Raw genomic sequence first — 14300 nt, forward strand, 5'->3', positions numbered from 1 at the left:
GTTACAATGATGATATTGAAAATCATTATCATTTAAACAGGAGGATTTTTATGTATTTACATGCGATTGTTGGACGCTTGACTATTTTTACGGCTGGACTGGCATTGCTTGCTTCCTGCAGCAGCGGAGAGGGCAATTCTTCCGATAATAATTCAGATAGCGGAAAAGAAACCAGAGCATATGAAACGGAAAAAGGCGAAGTCACTATTCCCTCGGAACCTGAAACCATCGTGACCGATTACTATGCCGGAGAGCTGCTTTCAGTGGGGGCTGACGTCTCCGGCACCGGGCCGGATGCGTTTTCCAATCCTTTTCTTAAAGAACAGCTGAGCGGCGCTGAAGACGTCGGTGCCCCCCTCAATCCCGAGGAAGTGCTCGAGCTCGATCCGGATCTAATCGTTGTTATGTACGATGAGAATTATGAACAGCTGTCAGAGATCGCACCGACGGTTTATATTCCATACAATCCCGACACGAATGTTCAGGAAACGCTTGATACCTTCGGAGAATTGACAAATAACCAGACGGAGGCAGAAAATTTTAAAGAAACCATTGAAACAACTGCTTCGGAGGCAAAAGAACGTATTAAAGGAACTATCGATGAAGGCGATACCTTTGGAATCTACGAGCTCACTAACAATGATGAACTTTATGTTTTCGGCGCAAATGGCGGACGCGGGGGTCAGGCTATCTATAATGCTCTTGATTTAAGTCCTCCCGAAAAAATTCAGGAGGAAGTTATGGGGGGAAACGCCCAGGAGATTTCAATGGAAGTACTCAAGGACTACTCTGCTGACCACATGTTTATGACTACCTATGACCCTGAAAGCACTGGTGAAAGCAAAGAAAAAATCCAGGAATCTGATGTATGGGCCAATCTGGACGCTGTACAAAACGATCAGTTTTACTTCCTTGATTTTGATACATATTATCCATATGATCCGATTTCTGTGAACGAACAAATCGATTTAATCGCCGACAAGCTTTCTGAGCAATGAAACAGAAAAACGCCCTCCGGATGAACACGGAGGGCGTTTAGTTAATGATATACATAAAGTTCTTTGATAATAAGATCCAACGGGTTTTCCGCCATGTACGTTTTCATCTGGGCGATTGTATCGTTTCGATTTTCTTCAATGCTCTGCAGGGCGTCATGCAGCGTGTCTTCGTTAAGCTGCTCTTCTTCTAGAACGGCTGCATACCCTTTTTCCTGAAAGGATTCAGCATTCAGAATCTGGTCTCCCCTGCTCTGAGCACGCGTTAACGGCACGATCAGCATAGGCAGATGAAGGGTTAAGAACTCAAAAATAGAGTTGGAGCCGCCGCGTGTAACGATCGTATCAGTTGCTGCAAGTACATCAGGCAGCTCTTCATTAACGTATTCAAACTGACGGTAGCCGGGCTGGTCTTTTAGGGTTTCATCTGTATGACCTTTACCACAAAGGTGCACTACCTGGTAATTTTCAGTCAGGCGCGGCAGTGCCGCCCGAATTGTTTCATTAATTTTTCTCGCTCCAAGACTGCCTCCCATAACGGTTAGTACCGGCCGGGACTCCTCAAATTGAAGGAATTCCATCCCTCTTTTTTTGTCTCCCCGGGTAATCTCTTTTCGCACCGGAGAGCCAAGAGCTTTCGCTTTTCCCGGCGGAAAATGGGTTGTTGCTTCATCAAACGAAGTAAATATTTTTGTAGCAAACCGTTGGGCGATTCTATTGGCAAGGCCCGGGGTAATATCACTTTCGTGAATAATGACAGGAATATTCAACGTTTTGGCCGCGATAATAACCGGCACGGTCACAAAGCCGCCTTTGGAAAATACTACGTTCGGTTTGACCTTTTTTAAGTATTTCCGGGCTTCCAAACATCCTTTTACTACCCGAAAAATATCAGTAATGTTCTGCCAGTCTATGTAACGACGCAGTTTACCTGAGCTAATGGCATGATACGGAATGCCTTTGTGTTCGACCAGCTCTTTTTCAATACCTTCTTTGGAGCCCACGTAATAAATATCCCAATCGTTTTGGTTCAGTTCGTTCATCACGGCAATGTTCGGAGTAACATGACCGGCGGAACCGCCGCCGGTGAATACGATTTTTTTCAGCATTTCCCTCATCATCCTATACTTCTTCCAGTTTATGAGATTATGGTTCTCACGCCTTTTATAATATCATACGCTTACGAAGGTGTAAGTTGTTTCGATAATAAGGAAAACATTTCATGCCAATATTTTTCCGTCTGCCGTCTTTGCTCTCTTAAATGTTCTTCTACTGTTTTTGGATGCAGCTGCTCATGATGAAGAAAAACTACGTCCTGGGTAACAATCACTTGGCTTCCATTCAAAATAGAGTTGATTTCCACCTTGATTTTTTCATCCTGTCCGCCTGTTTCTTTTCGAACGAGTGTTTTTTCAATTCGTTCCGGCGGATCGATTTTTAAGTATTCTCCGTAAGCACGGTACGTCTCCTCCTGGCTTTCGTTCACAACGCTCCATGCACCGCCCTCTGTGACATTGGCCTCTGCTTCAGATTCCCGGCTTTCTCCTGAGGGGAACATCCAAGTTTTCATCAGTTCGGGGTTAGTCCAAGCTTCGTATACCTGTGCGGGCTCTGCATGATGAATGTGGCATCCTGCCTGAGCAATGATTCTGCTGTATTTTGCCATAATCGATTTCTCCTTTACACTTTGCTTTTCAAACTCATTCCCTAAATGAAAGCTGAAAAAACGCGACTTCCATATTTTCAGGCTGTTCCTGTTTATTATAATAGGGGCGCGGGTATATCCCAGTAGTTCTAATCAAAGGAGTGAAAAATATGGCCAACATGGAATTTAACGTAGAAGGAAAGGCAAAGAACTTTCAAACAGATCTTTCTACGGGTACTCACAAAATCACGATCGATGAACCTGAAAATCTTGGTGGACACAATCAGGGTATGGATCCTCTGTCCGCCCTGCTCTCCTCTCTTGCCGGCTGCGAGAATGCAGTAGCCAATTTTGTGGCAAAGGAAATGGATTTTGACCTGCAGGGTATTTCGTTTCAGGTAAGTGGAAATATCGATTCGGAAGGCATGATGGGAAACCCCGATGTGCGCCCGTATTTTCAGACCGTTTCAGTAAAAGCAAAGGTGGAGACATCTGAAAGCGAAGAACGCATCCAGGAACTTCAGGAAAAAGTGGATGCCCGGTGTCCCGTATTTACTACTCTTAACGCCGCCGGCGTGGAAATGAACGCGGATTGGAGCAAAGCTTAACAGCGGAAAATAAAACACGCCCGGCGAATGTCTCCGGACGTGTTTTTAATTATACATATTCATTCTTTGTTGATCAGCTAAGCCGCAGATTCTTAGGAGGAAAACTTTTTCGCCAGCGGATAGACGCCGAGACTTTGAATGACAAGGGAAAGCAGGATAGCAGCAAATGTCAGGGACACGACTAAATTTGCACTGCTGCTTGACTGGGTTTCAATACTTAACAGCAGGGCCACAGACACGGTCCCCTTCAGTCCTGACCAGGTCATCATAAACACCGACGACCATTGAAACCGTTCTTTGATATGGGGAGAAAATTTTAGAAAACCTCCCAATACAATGAAGCGGACGATCAACGAAATAATAAATACTCCAATTGCCAGCAGCCAGTGCCCAAATGCAAGGTATCCTGCCGATTGAATGCCGATCAACAAAAAGAGCAGCGATAATATAACCGGCTCTACCACTTTCCAAAAGCCGTCCAAATAAGAATGAAGCTCTTCTTCTTGTGCAGACTGCTGAAAAGCCCGGGAAAGCATAATGCCTGCCGAAACTGTCGCCAGTACTCCGGAGGCCCCCAATCCTTCCGCAATGTAAAAACCGCCGTAGGCAAGAACGATACTGAGTATTACCTGGTACACATGGTTGTGCATGACATGGACTGCCTTAGTGACCATCCATCCCCCTGCCACACCAACGGCCACACCGCCAAGCGAAACAAGCAGAAATTCACCTAGAAACGAAAATAAAGAAAAGGCTTCGTTGTATAAAAACATGGAGGAAGCAATGCTGAATAGCACTACACTTGTACCGTCATTGATCATCGATTCCCCTTCCACAACTTTCGGAATATCCGAGTCTCCGAAAACATTTTCGAGAATAGCTGTAACGGACACCGGGTCGGTCGGTGTGAGTATGGAAGCAATCAAAAATGCCGCCACAAATGAAAGTCCGGCGGCCGGAGCCCCTACGAAATATATGAGCACTGCCATTAAAAACACCGTAGCCATAAGTCCGAGCGTTCCTAATGTAGCAATCGGCCAGAAATTTTTCTTTAATGAACGAATGGAAAAACTGTAGGCTGGCACAAACAGGAGCGCTGGCAGCAGCAGATCAAAGATGATGTCATGATTCAGGCCCAGCCTGTTGAAAACAGGAATAAATGAAAGCCCTAGGCCAATAAACAAAAGCACCATCGGGACCGGGAAATAGTTGCTTTTAACATCAAAGATATAAACGATCAGCCCGAGAGCTAACAGTATAACAAGCAGCGATGCGTACAACAGCAACCAGCACACCTCCTATTTATAAATATATGTGTCCAACATCCTTATTTACCCTTATCTGGCAGCTTAAAACTAAAAAGCCCTTCCGTATTTACATTACGGAAGGGGGCGAGTCTTATTTAATTGTCATCGATCCATCGGGCTTCCAGCCTTGCAATATCACCATCCGCGCCGACGATAATCAGAATATCTCCTTCACTGATGTCCACCTCGGGGCGTGGCGACACATGAACGTCCTCCCCGCGTTTAATGGCAAGTACGTTACATTCATACGTTTCACGTATATCTAAATCAAGAAGTGATTTGCCATCAAGCAGCTGTCCGGCTTCAAGCTCCACGATGCTGTAATCTTCGGAAAGCTCCAGGTAATCGAGGACACTTTTAGACACGATGCTGTGTGCCACCCGGACACCGATATCCCGCTCCGGATGAATAACTTCATGGGCACCAATCCGCCGCAGTACTTTTTCGTGGTAGTCATTCTGGGCTTTTACCGTAATATGCTTGACGCCGATTTCATCAAGCACAATAGTAGTCATAATGCTTGCCTGAATATTGTCGCCGATAGCTACAATGACGTTATCAAAATTACGAATTCCAAGACCCCTCAGCGCCTTTTCATCCATACCGTCCGCAATGACTGCCTGGGTGACAACCTGGGCGAATTCATTGACCCGGTACTCATTGGAATCAATAGCAAGCACATCCATTCCTTCATCTGCCAGGGCGTTACATATACTGCCCCCGAATCGGCCAAGACCAATGACTGCAAACTGTTTCTTCATCCCGTTCTCCCCTATTCTTCTCAAGTCCCTCAGCTGCCCCGGCGGCCCTACGGAGCCAGACTGTGTTCAACATACCTGTCTGCCCAAATCCTCAGGGATTGAGCGTGTCCTGTCCCGGCTTCCAGTTTGCCGGGCACATGCCTCCCATCTGCAGGGCCTGCAGTACACGCAGTACTTCATCCACGTCACGTCCGACATCATTGTGGTGAACCATTGAGTACTGCAGTTCCCCGTACGGGTTAATAATATACAATCCCCGCAGCGCCACTCCTTCTTCTTCAATCAACACGCCGTAGTCCCGGCTTACCCGGTGGTTTGTATCAGCTGCAAGCGGAAACTTCAGCTGTTCAAGTCCATTGTTTTCCCGCGCCATGTTAATCCAGGCTTTATGTGAATGGATCGTATCCGTCGAAACGCCGATAATTTCTGTATCGAGTTCTTCAAACTCCTCGTAATGGTCACTCATCGTCGTGATTTCTGTTGGGCAGATGTGAGTGAAATCCATCGGGTAGAAAAAAAGCACCGTCCATTTATCTTCTTTCATTAATTGTTCAAGACTCACTGTGCCAAACGAGGTGTCCGGCATCACAGCATTCATCTCAAAGCGTGGAGCCTGCTTTGCAACCATACGCTTTTCACTCATGCATTCCACTCCTTTAATAGTACGCTCCTGCATTCTATTCTTCATTATATGGACCGCTAATTTCAAAGTCAACGGAATGCTCCAAACCTCGTTTTATGGCAGTTTAATTCATTACTATTGCATATTTTTTGGCTGGACCGGTTATGTTATACTAATCGGGTTAAAATGGAAACTACAGGCGGAGGAGTGGTAGGACATGAATATGGAATCATTTAATGACGGAGTCTTCTGGGCAGCTGCCATTATTTTAATTGTGCAGTTAGTCGGTGTGCTTATCGGCTATATTATCGTACGGGCCATCGGGAGCAAAATTATTCACCGCGCCTTTAACCGCATGGAAAAGCAGCGGAATATGCATCCGGGCAGGGTCAAGACCCTTTCAAGGCTCGCTATCAGCATCTTTACTTACATTTTATTGTTTATGGTAATCACTATTACTTTAGGGCTGTTTGATCTTGATATTGCTCCGCTGATCGCAAGTGCCGGGATCGTTGGCCTTGCGATCGGCTTCGGGGCCCAGGGCCTTGTGAGCGACGTAGTTACCGGCTTTTTTATTTTGCTCGAAAAGCAGATTGACGTCGAGGATTACATCGCTATCGCAGGTATAGATGGGATCGTCGAAGAAGTCGGCCTGCGCACAACTCAGGTTCGCAGTTTCGATGGCACGCTTCACTTTGTTCCGAACCGGGAGATCAGCGTTGTCAGCAACTATTCACGAGGTAACATGCAGGCAATTGTTGATATTGGCATTGCTTATGAAGAAAATGTAGATAAAGCAATCGCTGTTATCCAGGGAGCCTGCAACCGCGTCGCAGAAGAACAGGGGGCTTTTAAAGAAGGTCCTGATGTTGTGGGAGTAAACGCCCTTGGCTCTTCCGAAGTAACCATCCGAATTATCGCTAAAACAGAGAATATGATGCAGTGGGCCATGCAGCGGGAGCTTTTGAAGGCCTGCAAGGAAGATCTTGATGCCCACAATATCGAAATCCCTTACCCTCACCAGGTAAACGTCAGCAAAGAAGCGTAAATCAAAAAACGGCGGAGGCTTTCAGAGCCCCCGCCGTTTTTTAAATCACCGACTGCATAAAAAATCAGTAAAAAACTCTACTGCTGTGTCCATTGCTTTTTCGGAAGGACTGATCCGGTTATCATGCAGTCCGTACCGCGTGTCCACCCCGAGCCAGACCATCGTCCCGGGGATGTCCCGGAGAAAATAGCCAAAGTCTTCTCCAGTCATTGCTTCCCAGCTCTCCACAAAGTTGACCTCCCCGTGGCTCTCTGCAAACGCCGTCAGCTCCGCTGTTTTTGCTTCATCATTATACACCTGGCAGTAATTCGCTCCCCAATCCACCCCTGTTTCACAATGGAAGGAGGCTTCGATTCCTTTCAGCATGCCGCTGATTCGTTCTTTAATCAGCTTCATGTTATCCATCGAAAATGTCCGGATCGTCCCTTCCACCCGGGCGGATTCCGCAATAATGTTCTGCTTGGTGCCTGCTTCAATGGTCCCGACCGTGACGACGGCCGAATCAAGCGGATCAATATTTCTGGCTACGATCGACTGAAGCTGTGTCACAAAGTGACTTGCCGCCACCACCATGTCCTCTGTCTGATGGGGACGTGCCGCATGGCCGCCTTTGCCGCGGATGTCAATAAATAATTCCGAAGTGTTAGCAAACAGCACCCCCGGCTTCGTCGCAACCGTGCCCACCGGGTGCTCCGGGGCAATATGGAGCGCATAAATTTCATCCGGCTTCCATGCCTTAAATTCCTCTGACCTGAGCATCGGTTCTGCACCACCGGGCCCTTCCTCTGCCGGCTGAAACAGTATCACCACGTTTTGGACTGGCTGGTGCTCCGTAAGGTTTTGTAATATCCCGAGCGCGATGGTCATATGCATGTCGTGCCCGCAGGCGTGCATCATTCCTTCATGCTCGGACGGAAAATCCAGACCCGATTGTTCTGTCACCGGAAGACCGTCCATATCTGTACGGTAGCCGACGGTTTTTTCCGGATTTGAGCCTTCGATACGGACGAGGATCCCAGTCTGCCAGGTTTTATACGTAAGGTGCTCCTGCGGCAGAGTACGAATCGCTTCGAGCAGGTACTGCTGCGTTTTAAATTCTTTAAATCCCGGCTCCGGAATGCGGTGCAGGTCACGGCGTACCCTGGTTAAATCGAGGGTGGTCATTACTGCAGACTCCTTTCTTTTAAGGCATTCATTTCTTCAGCGAGAGTTTCAATGAAGGCGTCCACTTCAGCGTGCTCGAGGGTTAAAGGCGGCAGAAGGCGGATAATCCGCTGCTGGGTAATATTAAACATGAACCCTTTCGCGAGCAGCTTTTCCTGCAGAGCTTTTACAAAAACTGCGTCAGCATCCAGCACCACTCCAATCATCATGCCGAGGCCCCGGATTTCCTGCACAAACCCTTCGCTTTCCTTCTTCCAGTCTTCCAGGCGCTGCCATAAATATTCAGCCCGTTCACGCCCTTGTTCCAATTCTTTTTGATCATACAGGACGTCGAGTACGGCGTTGCCCATCGCGGCGCTGAGCGGTGAAGGCCCAAAGGTCGTCCCGTGATCGCCGGGGTGGAAAACTTCCTGCACGTGCTCTCCAGCAATCAGGCCCCCAAGTGGAAGGCCGCCGCCGATGCCTTTAGCAAACAAAATGACGTCCGGCGTAATATCTGCCCGTTCATAAGCGAAAAATGTGCCAGTACGGCCGATGCCGGTCTGTATTTCATCTACGATAAACAGCACATTGTATTTTTCACAAAGGGCTTTTGCTTTCTCCATAAAAGAAGGAGAAACCGGCTGAATGCCGCCTGATCCTAAAATTGGTTCGAATAAAAACGCTGCCGGCTGCTTCGTCCTGAGCACTTCTTCGAGCGCTTCCAGGTTTTCTGCCTCTACTTCATACACGGGATAATCCGCCGCCGGGAAATCCTGATAAATCCCGGGTTGGCGTGTCAGCTGGATAACGCCCAGTGTCCGGCCATGAAAACTTTTTTCCAGAACGGCAATGCCTTTTTTGGGCGTTTCCTGGCTGCTTCCCCACTTATGAACAAGCTTGACCGCTGCTTCAGTAGCTTCCGCCCCGGAGTTTGCAAAAAACACTTTTCCCGGAATACTGAGCTCAATCAGCCGTTCCGCCAGGCGCACCGCCGGTTTGTTAATAAACATATTGGAAATATGCAGAAACTGGTCTGCCTGCTCCTTCAGCTTTTTGAGCAGATAGGGATGGGAGTGGCCGACAATATTAACGGCCAGGCCGGTAAATAGGTCGAGATATTTGTTTTGTTCGCTGTCGTATAAATAGTTGCCTTCTCCTTTTTCTACGACAATCGGAAGACGCTGGTACGTAGACATTATATAGTGCTGGTCTTTTTCAAGCCAGTTCATGCTGTTTGCCCCTTTCGCATAAATGAAAAAGAAAGGCCCCTTTTGGAACCCGTCCCAAAAGGCAGCCTTTCACCGTTACATTACATTGTTGCATTGTTATTTTAAGCGGCGCAGTTCCTGTTTAATTTCTGTTTTTCCTTTTGTCTGATCATCAATTTCTTTGATGACACGTGCAGGAGTACCGGCAACAACCGTGTTTGCCGGCACGTCTTCTGTTACTACGGCACCGGCCGCTACGACTGCACCTTCTCCGACAGTAACTCCTTCAAGGATGACGCAGTTGGCACCAACCACTACACCGTCTTCGACAACGACCGGCTGCGCGGATGGCGGCTCGATGACCCCGGCAAGAACGGACCCTGCACCGATATGGCAGTTGTTACCCACGGTGGCACGGCCGCCCATGACAACGTTCATATCAATCATTGTGCCTTCTCCAACAACTGAACCGATATTGATGCTTGCGCCCATCATGATAACCGCGCCTTTACCGATTTCCACCTGGTCGCGGATGATCGCACCCGGCTCAATGCGTGCTTCGATGTCTTTCAAATCAAGCATCGGGATTGCGCTGTTTCTGCGGTCATTTTCTACAACAAAATCTTCAATTTTGTCTGCATTCGCTTCGATGCCTTCTTTAATATCTTCCCATTCACCGAACAATACGCCGGTGTTGCCTGTAATAAACCGCTTCGTTTCATTTCCAAATCCGATAGCGTCCAATTCACCGGTAATATGTACTTTAACCGGGGTGGATTTTTTACTATCTGAAATAAACTGAATAATTTCATTTGCGTCCATTTGATTCATGTTTTACATCCTCCTTCAAATTTCTCTTTCCTAGATTATCATATCGCCCTTTGAAAGCAAAATGATAGTTCCATCTTTTTTCTGTTCTCCTGCTATTTTCTTTCGTTTGGGAAAGCCTTACAATGAAATTAATAAAAGGAGGCATACATATGGGTAGAACAGCTGATATCTGTGATGAATATGGAAACGAGGTTTTTGTCGCCAACGAGCCGTTTTTATCACACGGACCGGCACGTTCCTTTGAAGGACCAATAGAAACTGTACGGGTATTTGAAGATAACGTACTTGTCGAACAGGCGCTTGGCGATATTCCAGCCGGCAGCATTCTTGTCGTTGACGGAGGCGGTTCCTCCCGGCGCGCCCTGTTCGGGGACAACCTGGCAGAAATCGCTGTCAATCGCGGGCTCGCAGGCATTATCGTGAACGGCGCCATCCGCGACAGTGACGAGCTGCGCGAAATGGATGTCCGTGTGTTCTCCCGCTTTACCAACCCGCGAAAGTCCGTCAAGGAAGGACGCGGCGAGCGTTCTATTCCAGTCGACTTTGCCGACGTCACCTGGACGCCCGGAGACTACGTCTATGCCGACAGCGACGGCATTGTGCTTCTTCCTGCCAAAAGCTAGCCTGCTTCCGCTGGCATCAGACGACGCACGCTTGTAAGTGTGACTATTAACAGGAGCAGACCGCCGGCAATGACACCTATCCAGCCGGCTGCGGGCCATAGTAGTCCAAAATAAATACTGCTCAGGCTTCCGCCCAGATAATAAGACGTCAAATAAAGTCCCGAGGCACTCGCCCGGGCTTTTTTGGCGTTTTTTGTCACCCAGGAGCTCGACGTGGAATGAGCAAAGAAAAAACCAAAACTCAGTACAGCAAGCGATGCAATAACCACCCAAAGCTGCGGTACAAGCGACAGCAGCAGACCGCCGGCCATAATTAGAATGCCGGTCTGCATACAGTCCGTCTGTTTAAAGCGCTGCGTCAACTCTCCGGCAAGACTTGAACTGAACGTGCCTGCCCCGTATGTTAGAAACAACAGTCCAAGGACCGCTGTACTAACGAAAAAAGGATCTCCGTCCAACCGGTACGTGATAAAGTTAAATGTGCCAATAAACACGAAAAAATTCAGTCCGCCGATAATATAAGCCAGCCGTTGGACCGGATCTCTAAGATGAAACAGGGCGTTTTTCCATGTATCGCTCCACTCCAGCGGCTTCGGTTTGAAATTTTTCGAAGCAGGAAGCAGCAGAATGACGAGCACGGCGAGCAGCACACTTGCCCCAGCCATAAAAAAATAAGCTGTCCGCCAGTCGAACCAATCAGCAAGCACGCCGCTCATTACTCTTCCCCCCATGCCGCCAAGACTGTTCGCGCTCACATAAAAGCCCATCGCTACTGTCATGGCCCTCGGGGTAAATTCCTCCCCGATATAGGACATCGCCGCAATAGGAATGCCGGCCAGCCCGACTGCCTGTATCATCCGCAACAGCAAAAGCAGCCAAAACGACCCCGCAAACGGAATAAGAAGCGTTGCTATCGTTCCCCAGATCATTGCATACACGATGATTTTCCTTCTTCCCTTAGCATCAGATATTGCACTGATAAAAAAGAAGCTTATCCCAAGCATCAGCAGCGACAGTGAAACCACAAAGCTTGCTGTTGCTTCGCTAACGTTGAATTCTCCTGTAAATAATGGAAGCAGCGGCTGCGGATAATACATATTGGCAAAGATGAGCAGAGAGGCAAGCCCAAGAGCAATGGATGCCCGCCAAAATGTTCCGGTATGCCGGTCAATCATAATGCCTTCCTCCTTTCGTCACATTCGATATTACTGCTTGTATCATACAACCAGTACATGGAAATTATTCCTTTTCTACTTTACCCTATTTGGCCTGTTATACGCTTTTATTGTCCAGGGGATTAGCAAGCGGCTTCTAATACAGCTGAAGACCCGGCCGCCTTCTTCCGGCACCGGGTCTTCCTATTAACTGCGTGTCGTTTTAAGATACGAACGCGCGATATTTCGCACATTAGGATTCCAATGAGTCATGCAGCCAGCCATCGCACGTTCTACATGCTCTGCTGCTTCGTCTTCCCAATAGCCATTATTATGCTCGTACTCCGCTGCTTCTCCGAGATATCCGGCTGCCACCGCGGCAACCGCATCTTTTTCTTCTCCGTAAACCTTGAGCTCCACTTTATCCCCAAGTCTAATGCTTGTAAACAAAGACATCATGCCGAGTACGCTTTTTCCATTGGCGGAAGTTCTTCGTTTTTCGAAAAATACATCTGCTTTAAATGTTTCCAATTCATGCACAAATGACAATACTTGACTGGCATTCAGCCCTCTGGTTAATACGAATGTTTCCACTCGTTCCATCGAATGCATCGGCTCCTTTTTACGTACAAATTCCTTCTGACAAACATTATTATTATAACATGTACGTTCTATTTGCCAACCATGTATCCAGCTTAATTATTGTCGGACATGTGATAATTTTCTTCAGGGGTTTTTTCAATATAAATAGACTGCGTTGGATAAGCGAACTGGACCCCTTCTTCCTGAAGAATACGAATGATTTCCAGGTTCAGCTCTTCCTTTATTTCCGCCCATTCCAAAAACGCGGTCGTTTTTGTGAAGCAGTACACCCACAGGTCCAGAGACGAACTATTAAATTCCTTAAACTGCACCAGGATTAATTCTTTATCAATGTCCTCCCGGCTGTTCAGCATCTCCTCGAGGCGTTCCCGCAGCTGCAGCACCTGCTCCCGCGGGGTCTGGTATTCAATGCCAAGCGTCATATTAATTTCGCGCTTGCGCATTTCACTCCAGTTCGTAATCGCCTCGTGCGCAAGCGTGTTGTTTGGCACAATAACAATCGAGTCAGCAAATGTACGTACCTTCGTACTCCGGAATGAAATGTCTTCTACAATCCCCTCTACCGTCGGGGTATAGATCCAGTCTCCACGTTTAAACGGACGCTCCACCACAATGATAATGCCGCCGATGAAGTTGGCCACCATGTCCTGGGCAGCTAGAGCGAAGGCGAGTCCACCAAGGCCGAGCCCGGCAACAAACCCGTTAATATTAAAGCCCCAGGAGGAAAGAATAATGGTGAACGCGAGCGCTACGATAATAATCCGGATCACCCGTGATAGAAATGGCACCAGCATATTATCTTCTTTGCCTTCGAGCCGTTTAATCATTGGATTGAAAAGCATCGAAGACGTATTCAGCAGCTTGTATGTCCCCCAGGCTACGAGCACAATTAAAATAGAGCCGTACAGGCGATTGATAATCGTCATCGAATCCCACGGTATTGGCAGGTACAACAGCGCTAAGTATATACCGACTACGGCGAAAAACATACGAATCGGGCGTTCAAATGACACTAAAATATTAGTGAACAGCTGCGATCTTGATTGATGGGTCATCCTTAAAATAAAACGAAAAATGTATGTCGTAAATAGTTTCCGAAAAGCAAACACGAGAAGCGCAATAAGAACAGCTACTCCTATATCAATCCAGGGCAGCTCCACAATACGTGTCTGCCATTCCATCCAAAAATCTGCATATGCCTGCATGAACATCCCTCCACCTTTATCCCATTCTCTCTATCTCGGTGCCGTCATTACCAGCTTTCTGCCGGCTGTCTCTGTTCGTGTGATGCAGATATCTTTTAAACCCAAGGTATGGTAGCATATAAACCGGAAAAAGACATCAACACAAAGAAAGGTTCAGATAGTCGCATGAATTTACTTATTTTACTGCTAATTGGATTCGCTGTAAATACGCTTGTGTACCAATTTGCGCGGTTAATGCAGAAAGTTACCGACCGCAGCCTGCCGCTTCTCGGAATTACATACATCACTTTTTTCGGGGCACTGTCTCTTGGTATTTTTAATCAAGGACCGCTCGGCTTTATTCTTTCCAATCTCAGCTTGGGCATGCTTGCCTTCTGCTTATTTCTATTCCTTCAGCAGCGGAGAGAAAAACAGCAAAAAGGAAAATAATTTACTTTTTTCATTTTAATGGAAGTGAATAGATATACCTTTTAAGTTGCAGGTTTGAAAACAAATGTTGGTCATAGAAGTAAATATTGGAAATTATATCCAATATCATCCAACC

16 protein-coding genes are annotated in these 14300 nt (G+C 47.2%); 5 read left to right on the forward strand and 11 right to left on the reverse strand.

What is annotated here, in order from left to right; genetic code table 11:
- The first annotated feature begins 50 nt into the window (after positions 1–50).
- Positions 51–998: an ABC transporter substrate-binding protein gene (locus tag ACTTK6_RS05985; protein WP_462832935.1), complete on the forward strand. Its 948-nt coding sequence runs from the start codon at positions 51–53 to the stop codon at positions 996–998.
- Positions 999–1039: 41 nt separating this feature from the next.
- Here the strand turns inward: ACTTK6_RS05985 and ACTTK6_RS05990 are convergent, their stop codons facing one another.
- Entirely contained in the window at positions 1040–2104 is a 1065-nt protein-coding gene (locus tag ACTTK6_RS05990) for an undecaprenyldiphospho-muramoylpentapeptide beta-N-acetylglucosaminyltransferase (RefSeq protein ID WP_462832936.1), read from the reverse strand.
- Positions 2105–2175: 71 nt separating this feature from the next.
- Positions 2176–2661 carry an SRPBCC family protein gene (locus tag ACTTK6_RS05995; RefSeq protein ID WP_079476042.1) on the reverse strand — a complete coding sequence of 162 codons (486 nt, stop codon included), beginning with the start codon at positions 2659–2661 and terminating at the stop codon, positions 2176–2178.
- Between the two features lie 149 nt (positions 2662–2810).
- Between ACTTK6_RS05995 and ACTTK6_RS06000 the strand changes: the two genes are divergently transcribed.
- The gene (locus ACTTK6_RS06000; RefSeq protein WP_094907834.1) at positions 2811–3248 is read left to right on the forward strand and encodes an OsmC family protein; all 438 of its coding nucleotides are present in this window, start codon (positions 2811–2813) and stop codon (positions 3246–3248) included.
- A 92-nt stretch (positions 3249–3340) separates the two neighbouring features.
- Here the strand turns inward: ACTTK6_RS06000 and ACTTK6_RS06005 are convergent, their stop codons facing one another.
- The 3 genes from ACTTK6_RS06005 to ACTTK6_RS06015 all read right to left on the reverse strand — a co-directional run bounded on the left by ACTTK6_RS06005 (position 3341) and on the right by ACTTK6_RS06015 (position 5959).
- Complete coding sequence (locus ACTTK6_RS06005; RefSeq protein WP_462832937.1) at positions 3341–4534, reverse strand: cation:proton antiporter; 1194 nt, start codon at positions 4532–4534, stop codon at positions 3341–3343.
- A 116-nt stretch (positions 4535–4650) separates the two neighbouring features.
- On the reverse strand, positions 4651–5316 hold the full coding sequence (locus tag ACTTK6_RS06010) for a potassium channel family protein (RefSeq protein WP_079476040.1): 666 nt from the start codon (positions 5314–5316) through the stop codon (positions 4651–4653).
- Between the two features lie 91 nt (positions 5317–5407).
- The gene (locus ACTTK6_RS06015) at positions 5408–5959 is read right to left on the reverse strand and encodes a peroxiredoxin (RefSeq protein ID WP_079476039.1); all 552 of its coding nucleotides are present in this window, start codon (positions 5957–5959) and stop codon (positions 5408–5410) included.
- Positions 5960–6155: 196 nt separating this feature from the next.
- Between ACTTK6_RS06015 and ACTTK6_RS06020 the strand changes: the two genes are divergently transcribed.
- Entirely contained in the window at positions 6156–6986 is an 831-nt protein-coding gene (locus ACTTK6_RS06020) for a mechanosensitive ion channel family protein (protein WP_462832938.1), read from the forward strand.
- A gap of 45 nt (positions 6987–7031) precedes the next feature.
- Here ACTTK6_RS06020 and ACTTK6_RS06025 read toward each other — a convergent pair whose 3' ends face one another.
- From ACTTK6_RS06025 to dapD, 3 genes are all read right to left on the reverse strand, one after another.
- Positions 7032–8150, reverse strand: a complete 1119-nt coding sequence (locus tag ACTTK6_RS06025; RefSeq protein ID WP_462832939.1) for an N-acetyldiaminopimelate deacetylase — start codon at positions 8148–8150, stop codon at positions 7032–7034.
- On the reverse strand, positions 8150–9361 hold the full coding sequence (locus tag ACTTK6_RS06030) for an aspartate aminotransferase family protein (RefSeq protein WP_079476036.1): 1212 nt from the start codon (positions 9359–9361) through the stop codon (positions 8150–8152). Before ACTTK6_RS06030 ends, ACTTK6_RS06025 begins: the two co-directional genes overlap by 1 nt.
- Positions 9362–9457: 96 nt before the next feature.
- A complete protein-coding gene (gene dapD / locus ACTTK6_RS06035) occupies positions 9458–10171 on the reverse strand; it encodes a 2,3,4,5-tetrahydropyridine-2,6-dicarboxylate N-acetyltransferase (RefSeq protein WP_079476035.1) in 714 nt (237 codons plus the stop codon).
- 149 nt (positions 10172–10320) lie between these two features.
- On the opposite strand from dapD, the gene rraA reads away from it, so the two are divergent.
- On the forward strand, positions 10321–10794 hold the full coding sequence (gene rraA, locus ACTTK6_RS06040; RefSeq protein WP_462832940.1) for a ribonuclease E activity regulator RraA: 474 nt from the start codon (positions 10321–10323) through the stop codon (positions 10792–10794).
- Here rraA and ACTTK6_RS06045 read toward each other — a convergent pair.
- The 3 genes from ACTTK6_RS06045 to ACTTK6_RS06055 all read right to left on the reverse strand — a co-directional run bounded on the left by ACTTK6_RS06045 (position 10791) and on the right by ACTTK6_RS06055 (position 13756).
- A complete protein-coding gene (locus ACTTK6_RS06045) occupies positions 10791–11969 on the reverse strand; it encodes an MFS transporter (RefSeq protein WP_079476033.1) in 1179 nt (392 codons plus the stop codon). The genes rraA and ACTTK6_RS06045 overlap by 4 nt on opposite strands.
- 186 nt (positions 11970–12155) lie before the next feature.
- The gene (locus ACTTK6_RS06050) at positions 12156–12551 is read right to left on the reverse strand and encodes an HPr family phosphocarrier protein (protein WP_462832941.1); all 396 of its coding nucleotides are present in this window, start codon (positions 12549–12551) and stop codon (positions 12156–12158) included.
- Between the two features lie 92 nt (positions 12552–12643).
- A complete protein-coding gene (locus ACTTK6_RS06055; RefSeq protein ID WP_462832942.1) occupies positions 12644–13756 on the reverse strand; it encodes a mechanosensitive ion channel family protein in 1113 nt (370 codons plus the stop codon).
- A 165-nt stretch (positions 13757–13921) separates the two neighbouring features.
- Between ACTTK6_RS06055 and ACTTK6_RS06060 the strand changes: the two genes are divergently transcribed.
- A complete protein-coding gene (locus ACTTK6_RS06060) occupies positions 13922–14185 on the forward strand; it encodes a hypothetical protein (RefSeq protein WP_079476030.1) in 264 nt (87 codons plus the stop codon).
- Positions 14186–14300: the final 115 nt, after the last annotated feature.

It is taken from the genome of Marinococcus salis, assembly GCF_054971365.1.

Excerpts from the sequence above, each read along its gene's own strand:
- ACTTK6_RS05985 (WP_462832935.1), top strand. The coding sequence starts at position 51 with ATGTATTTACATGCGATTGTTGGACGCTTGACTATTTTTACGGCTGGA.
- ACTTK6_RS05990 (WP_462832936.1), bottom strand. The coding sequence starts at position 2,104 with ATGCTGAAAAAAATCGTATTCACCGGCGGCGGTTCCGCCGGTCATGTT.
- ACTTK6_RS05995 (WP_079476042.1), bottom strand. The coding sequence starts at position 2,661 with ATGGCAAAATACAGCAGAATCATTGCTCAGGCAGGATGCCACATTCAT.
- ACTTK6_RS06000 (WP_094907834.1), top strand. The coding sequence starts at position 2,811 with ATGGCCAACATGGAATTTAACGTAGAAGGAAAGGCAAAGAACTTTCAA.
- ACTTK6_RS06010 (WP_079476040.1), bottom strand. The coding sequence starts at position 5,316 with ATGAAGAAACAGTTTGCAGTCATTGGTCTTGGCCGATTCGGGGGCAGT.
- ACTTK6_RS06015 (WP_079476039.1), bottom strand. The coding sequence starts at position 5,959 with ATGAGTGAAAAGCGTATGGTTGCAAAGCAGGCTCCACGCTTTGAGATG.
- ACTTK6_RS06020 (WP_462832938.1), top strand. The coding sequence starts at position 6,156 with ATGAATATGGAATCATTTAATGACGGAGTCTTCTGGGCAGCTGCCATT.
- ACTTK6_RS06025 (WP_462832939.1), bottom strand. The coding sequence starts at position 8,150 with ATGACCACCCTCGATTTAACCAGGGTACGCCGTGACCTGCACCGCATT.
- ACTTK6_RS06030 (WP_079476036.1), bottom strand. The coding sequence starts at position 9,361 with ATGAACTGGCTTGAAAAAGACCAGCACTATATAATGTCTACGTACCAG.
- dapD (WP_079476035.1), bottom strand. The coding sequence starts at position 10,171 with ATGAATCAAATGGACGCAAATGAAATTATTCAGTTTATTTCAGATAGT.
- rraA (WP_462832940.1), top strand. The coding sequence starts at position 10,321 with ATGGGTAGAACAGCTGATATCTGTGATGAATATGGAAACGAGGTTTTT.
- ACTTK6_RS06045 (WP_079476033.1), bottom strand. The coding sequence starts at position 11,969 with ATGATTGACCGGCATACCGGAACATTTTGGCGGGCATCCATTGCTCTT.
- ACTTK6_RS06050 (WP_462832941.1), bottom strand. The coding sequence starts at position 12,551 with ATGGAACGAGTGGAAACATTCGTATTAACCAGAGGGCTGAATGCCAGT.
- ACTTK6_RS06055 (WP_462832942.1), bottom strand. The coding sequence starts at position 13,756 with ATGCAGGCATATGCAGATTTTTGGATGGAATGGCAGACACGTATTGTG.
- ACTTK6_RS06060 (WP_079476030.1), top strand. The coding sequence starts at position 13,922 with ATGAATTTACTTATTTTACTGCTAATTGGATTCGCTGTAAATACGCTT.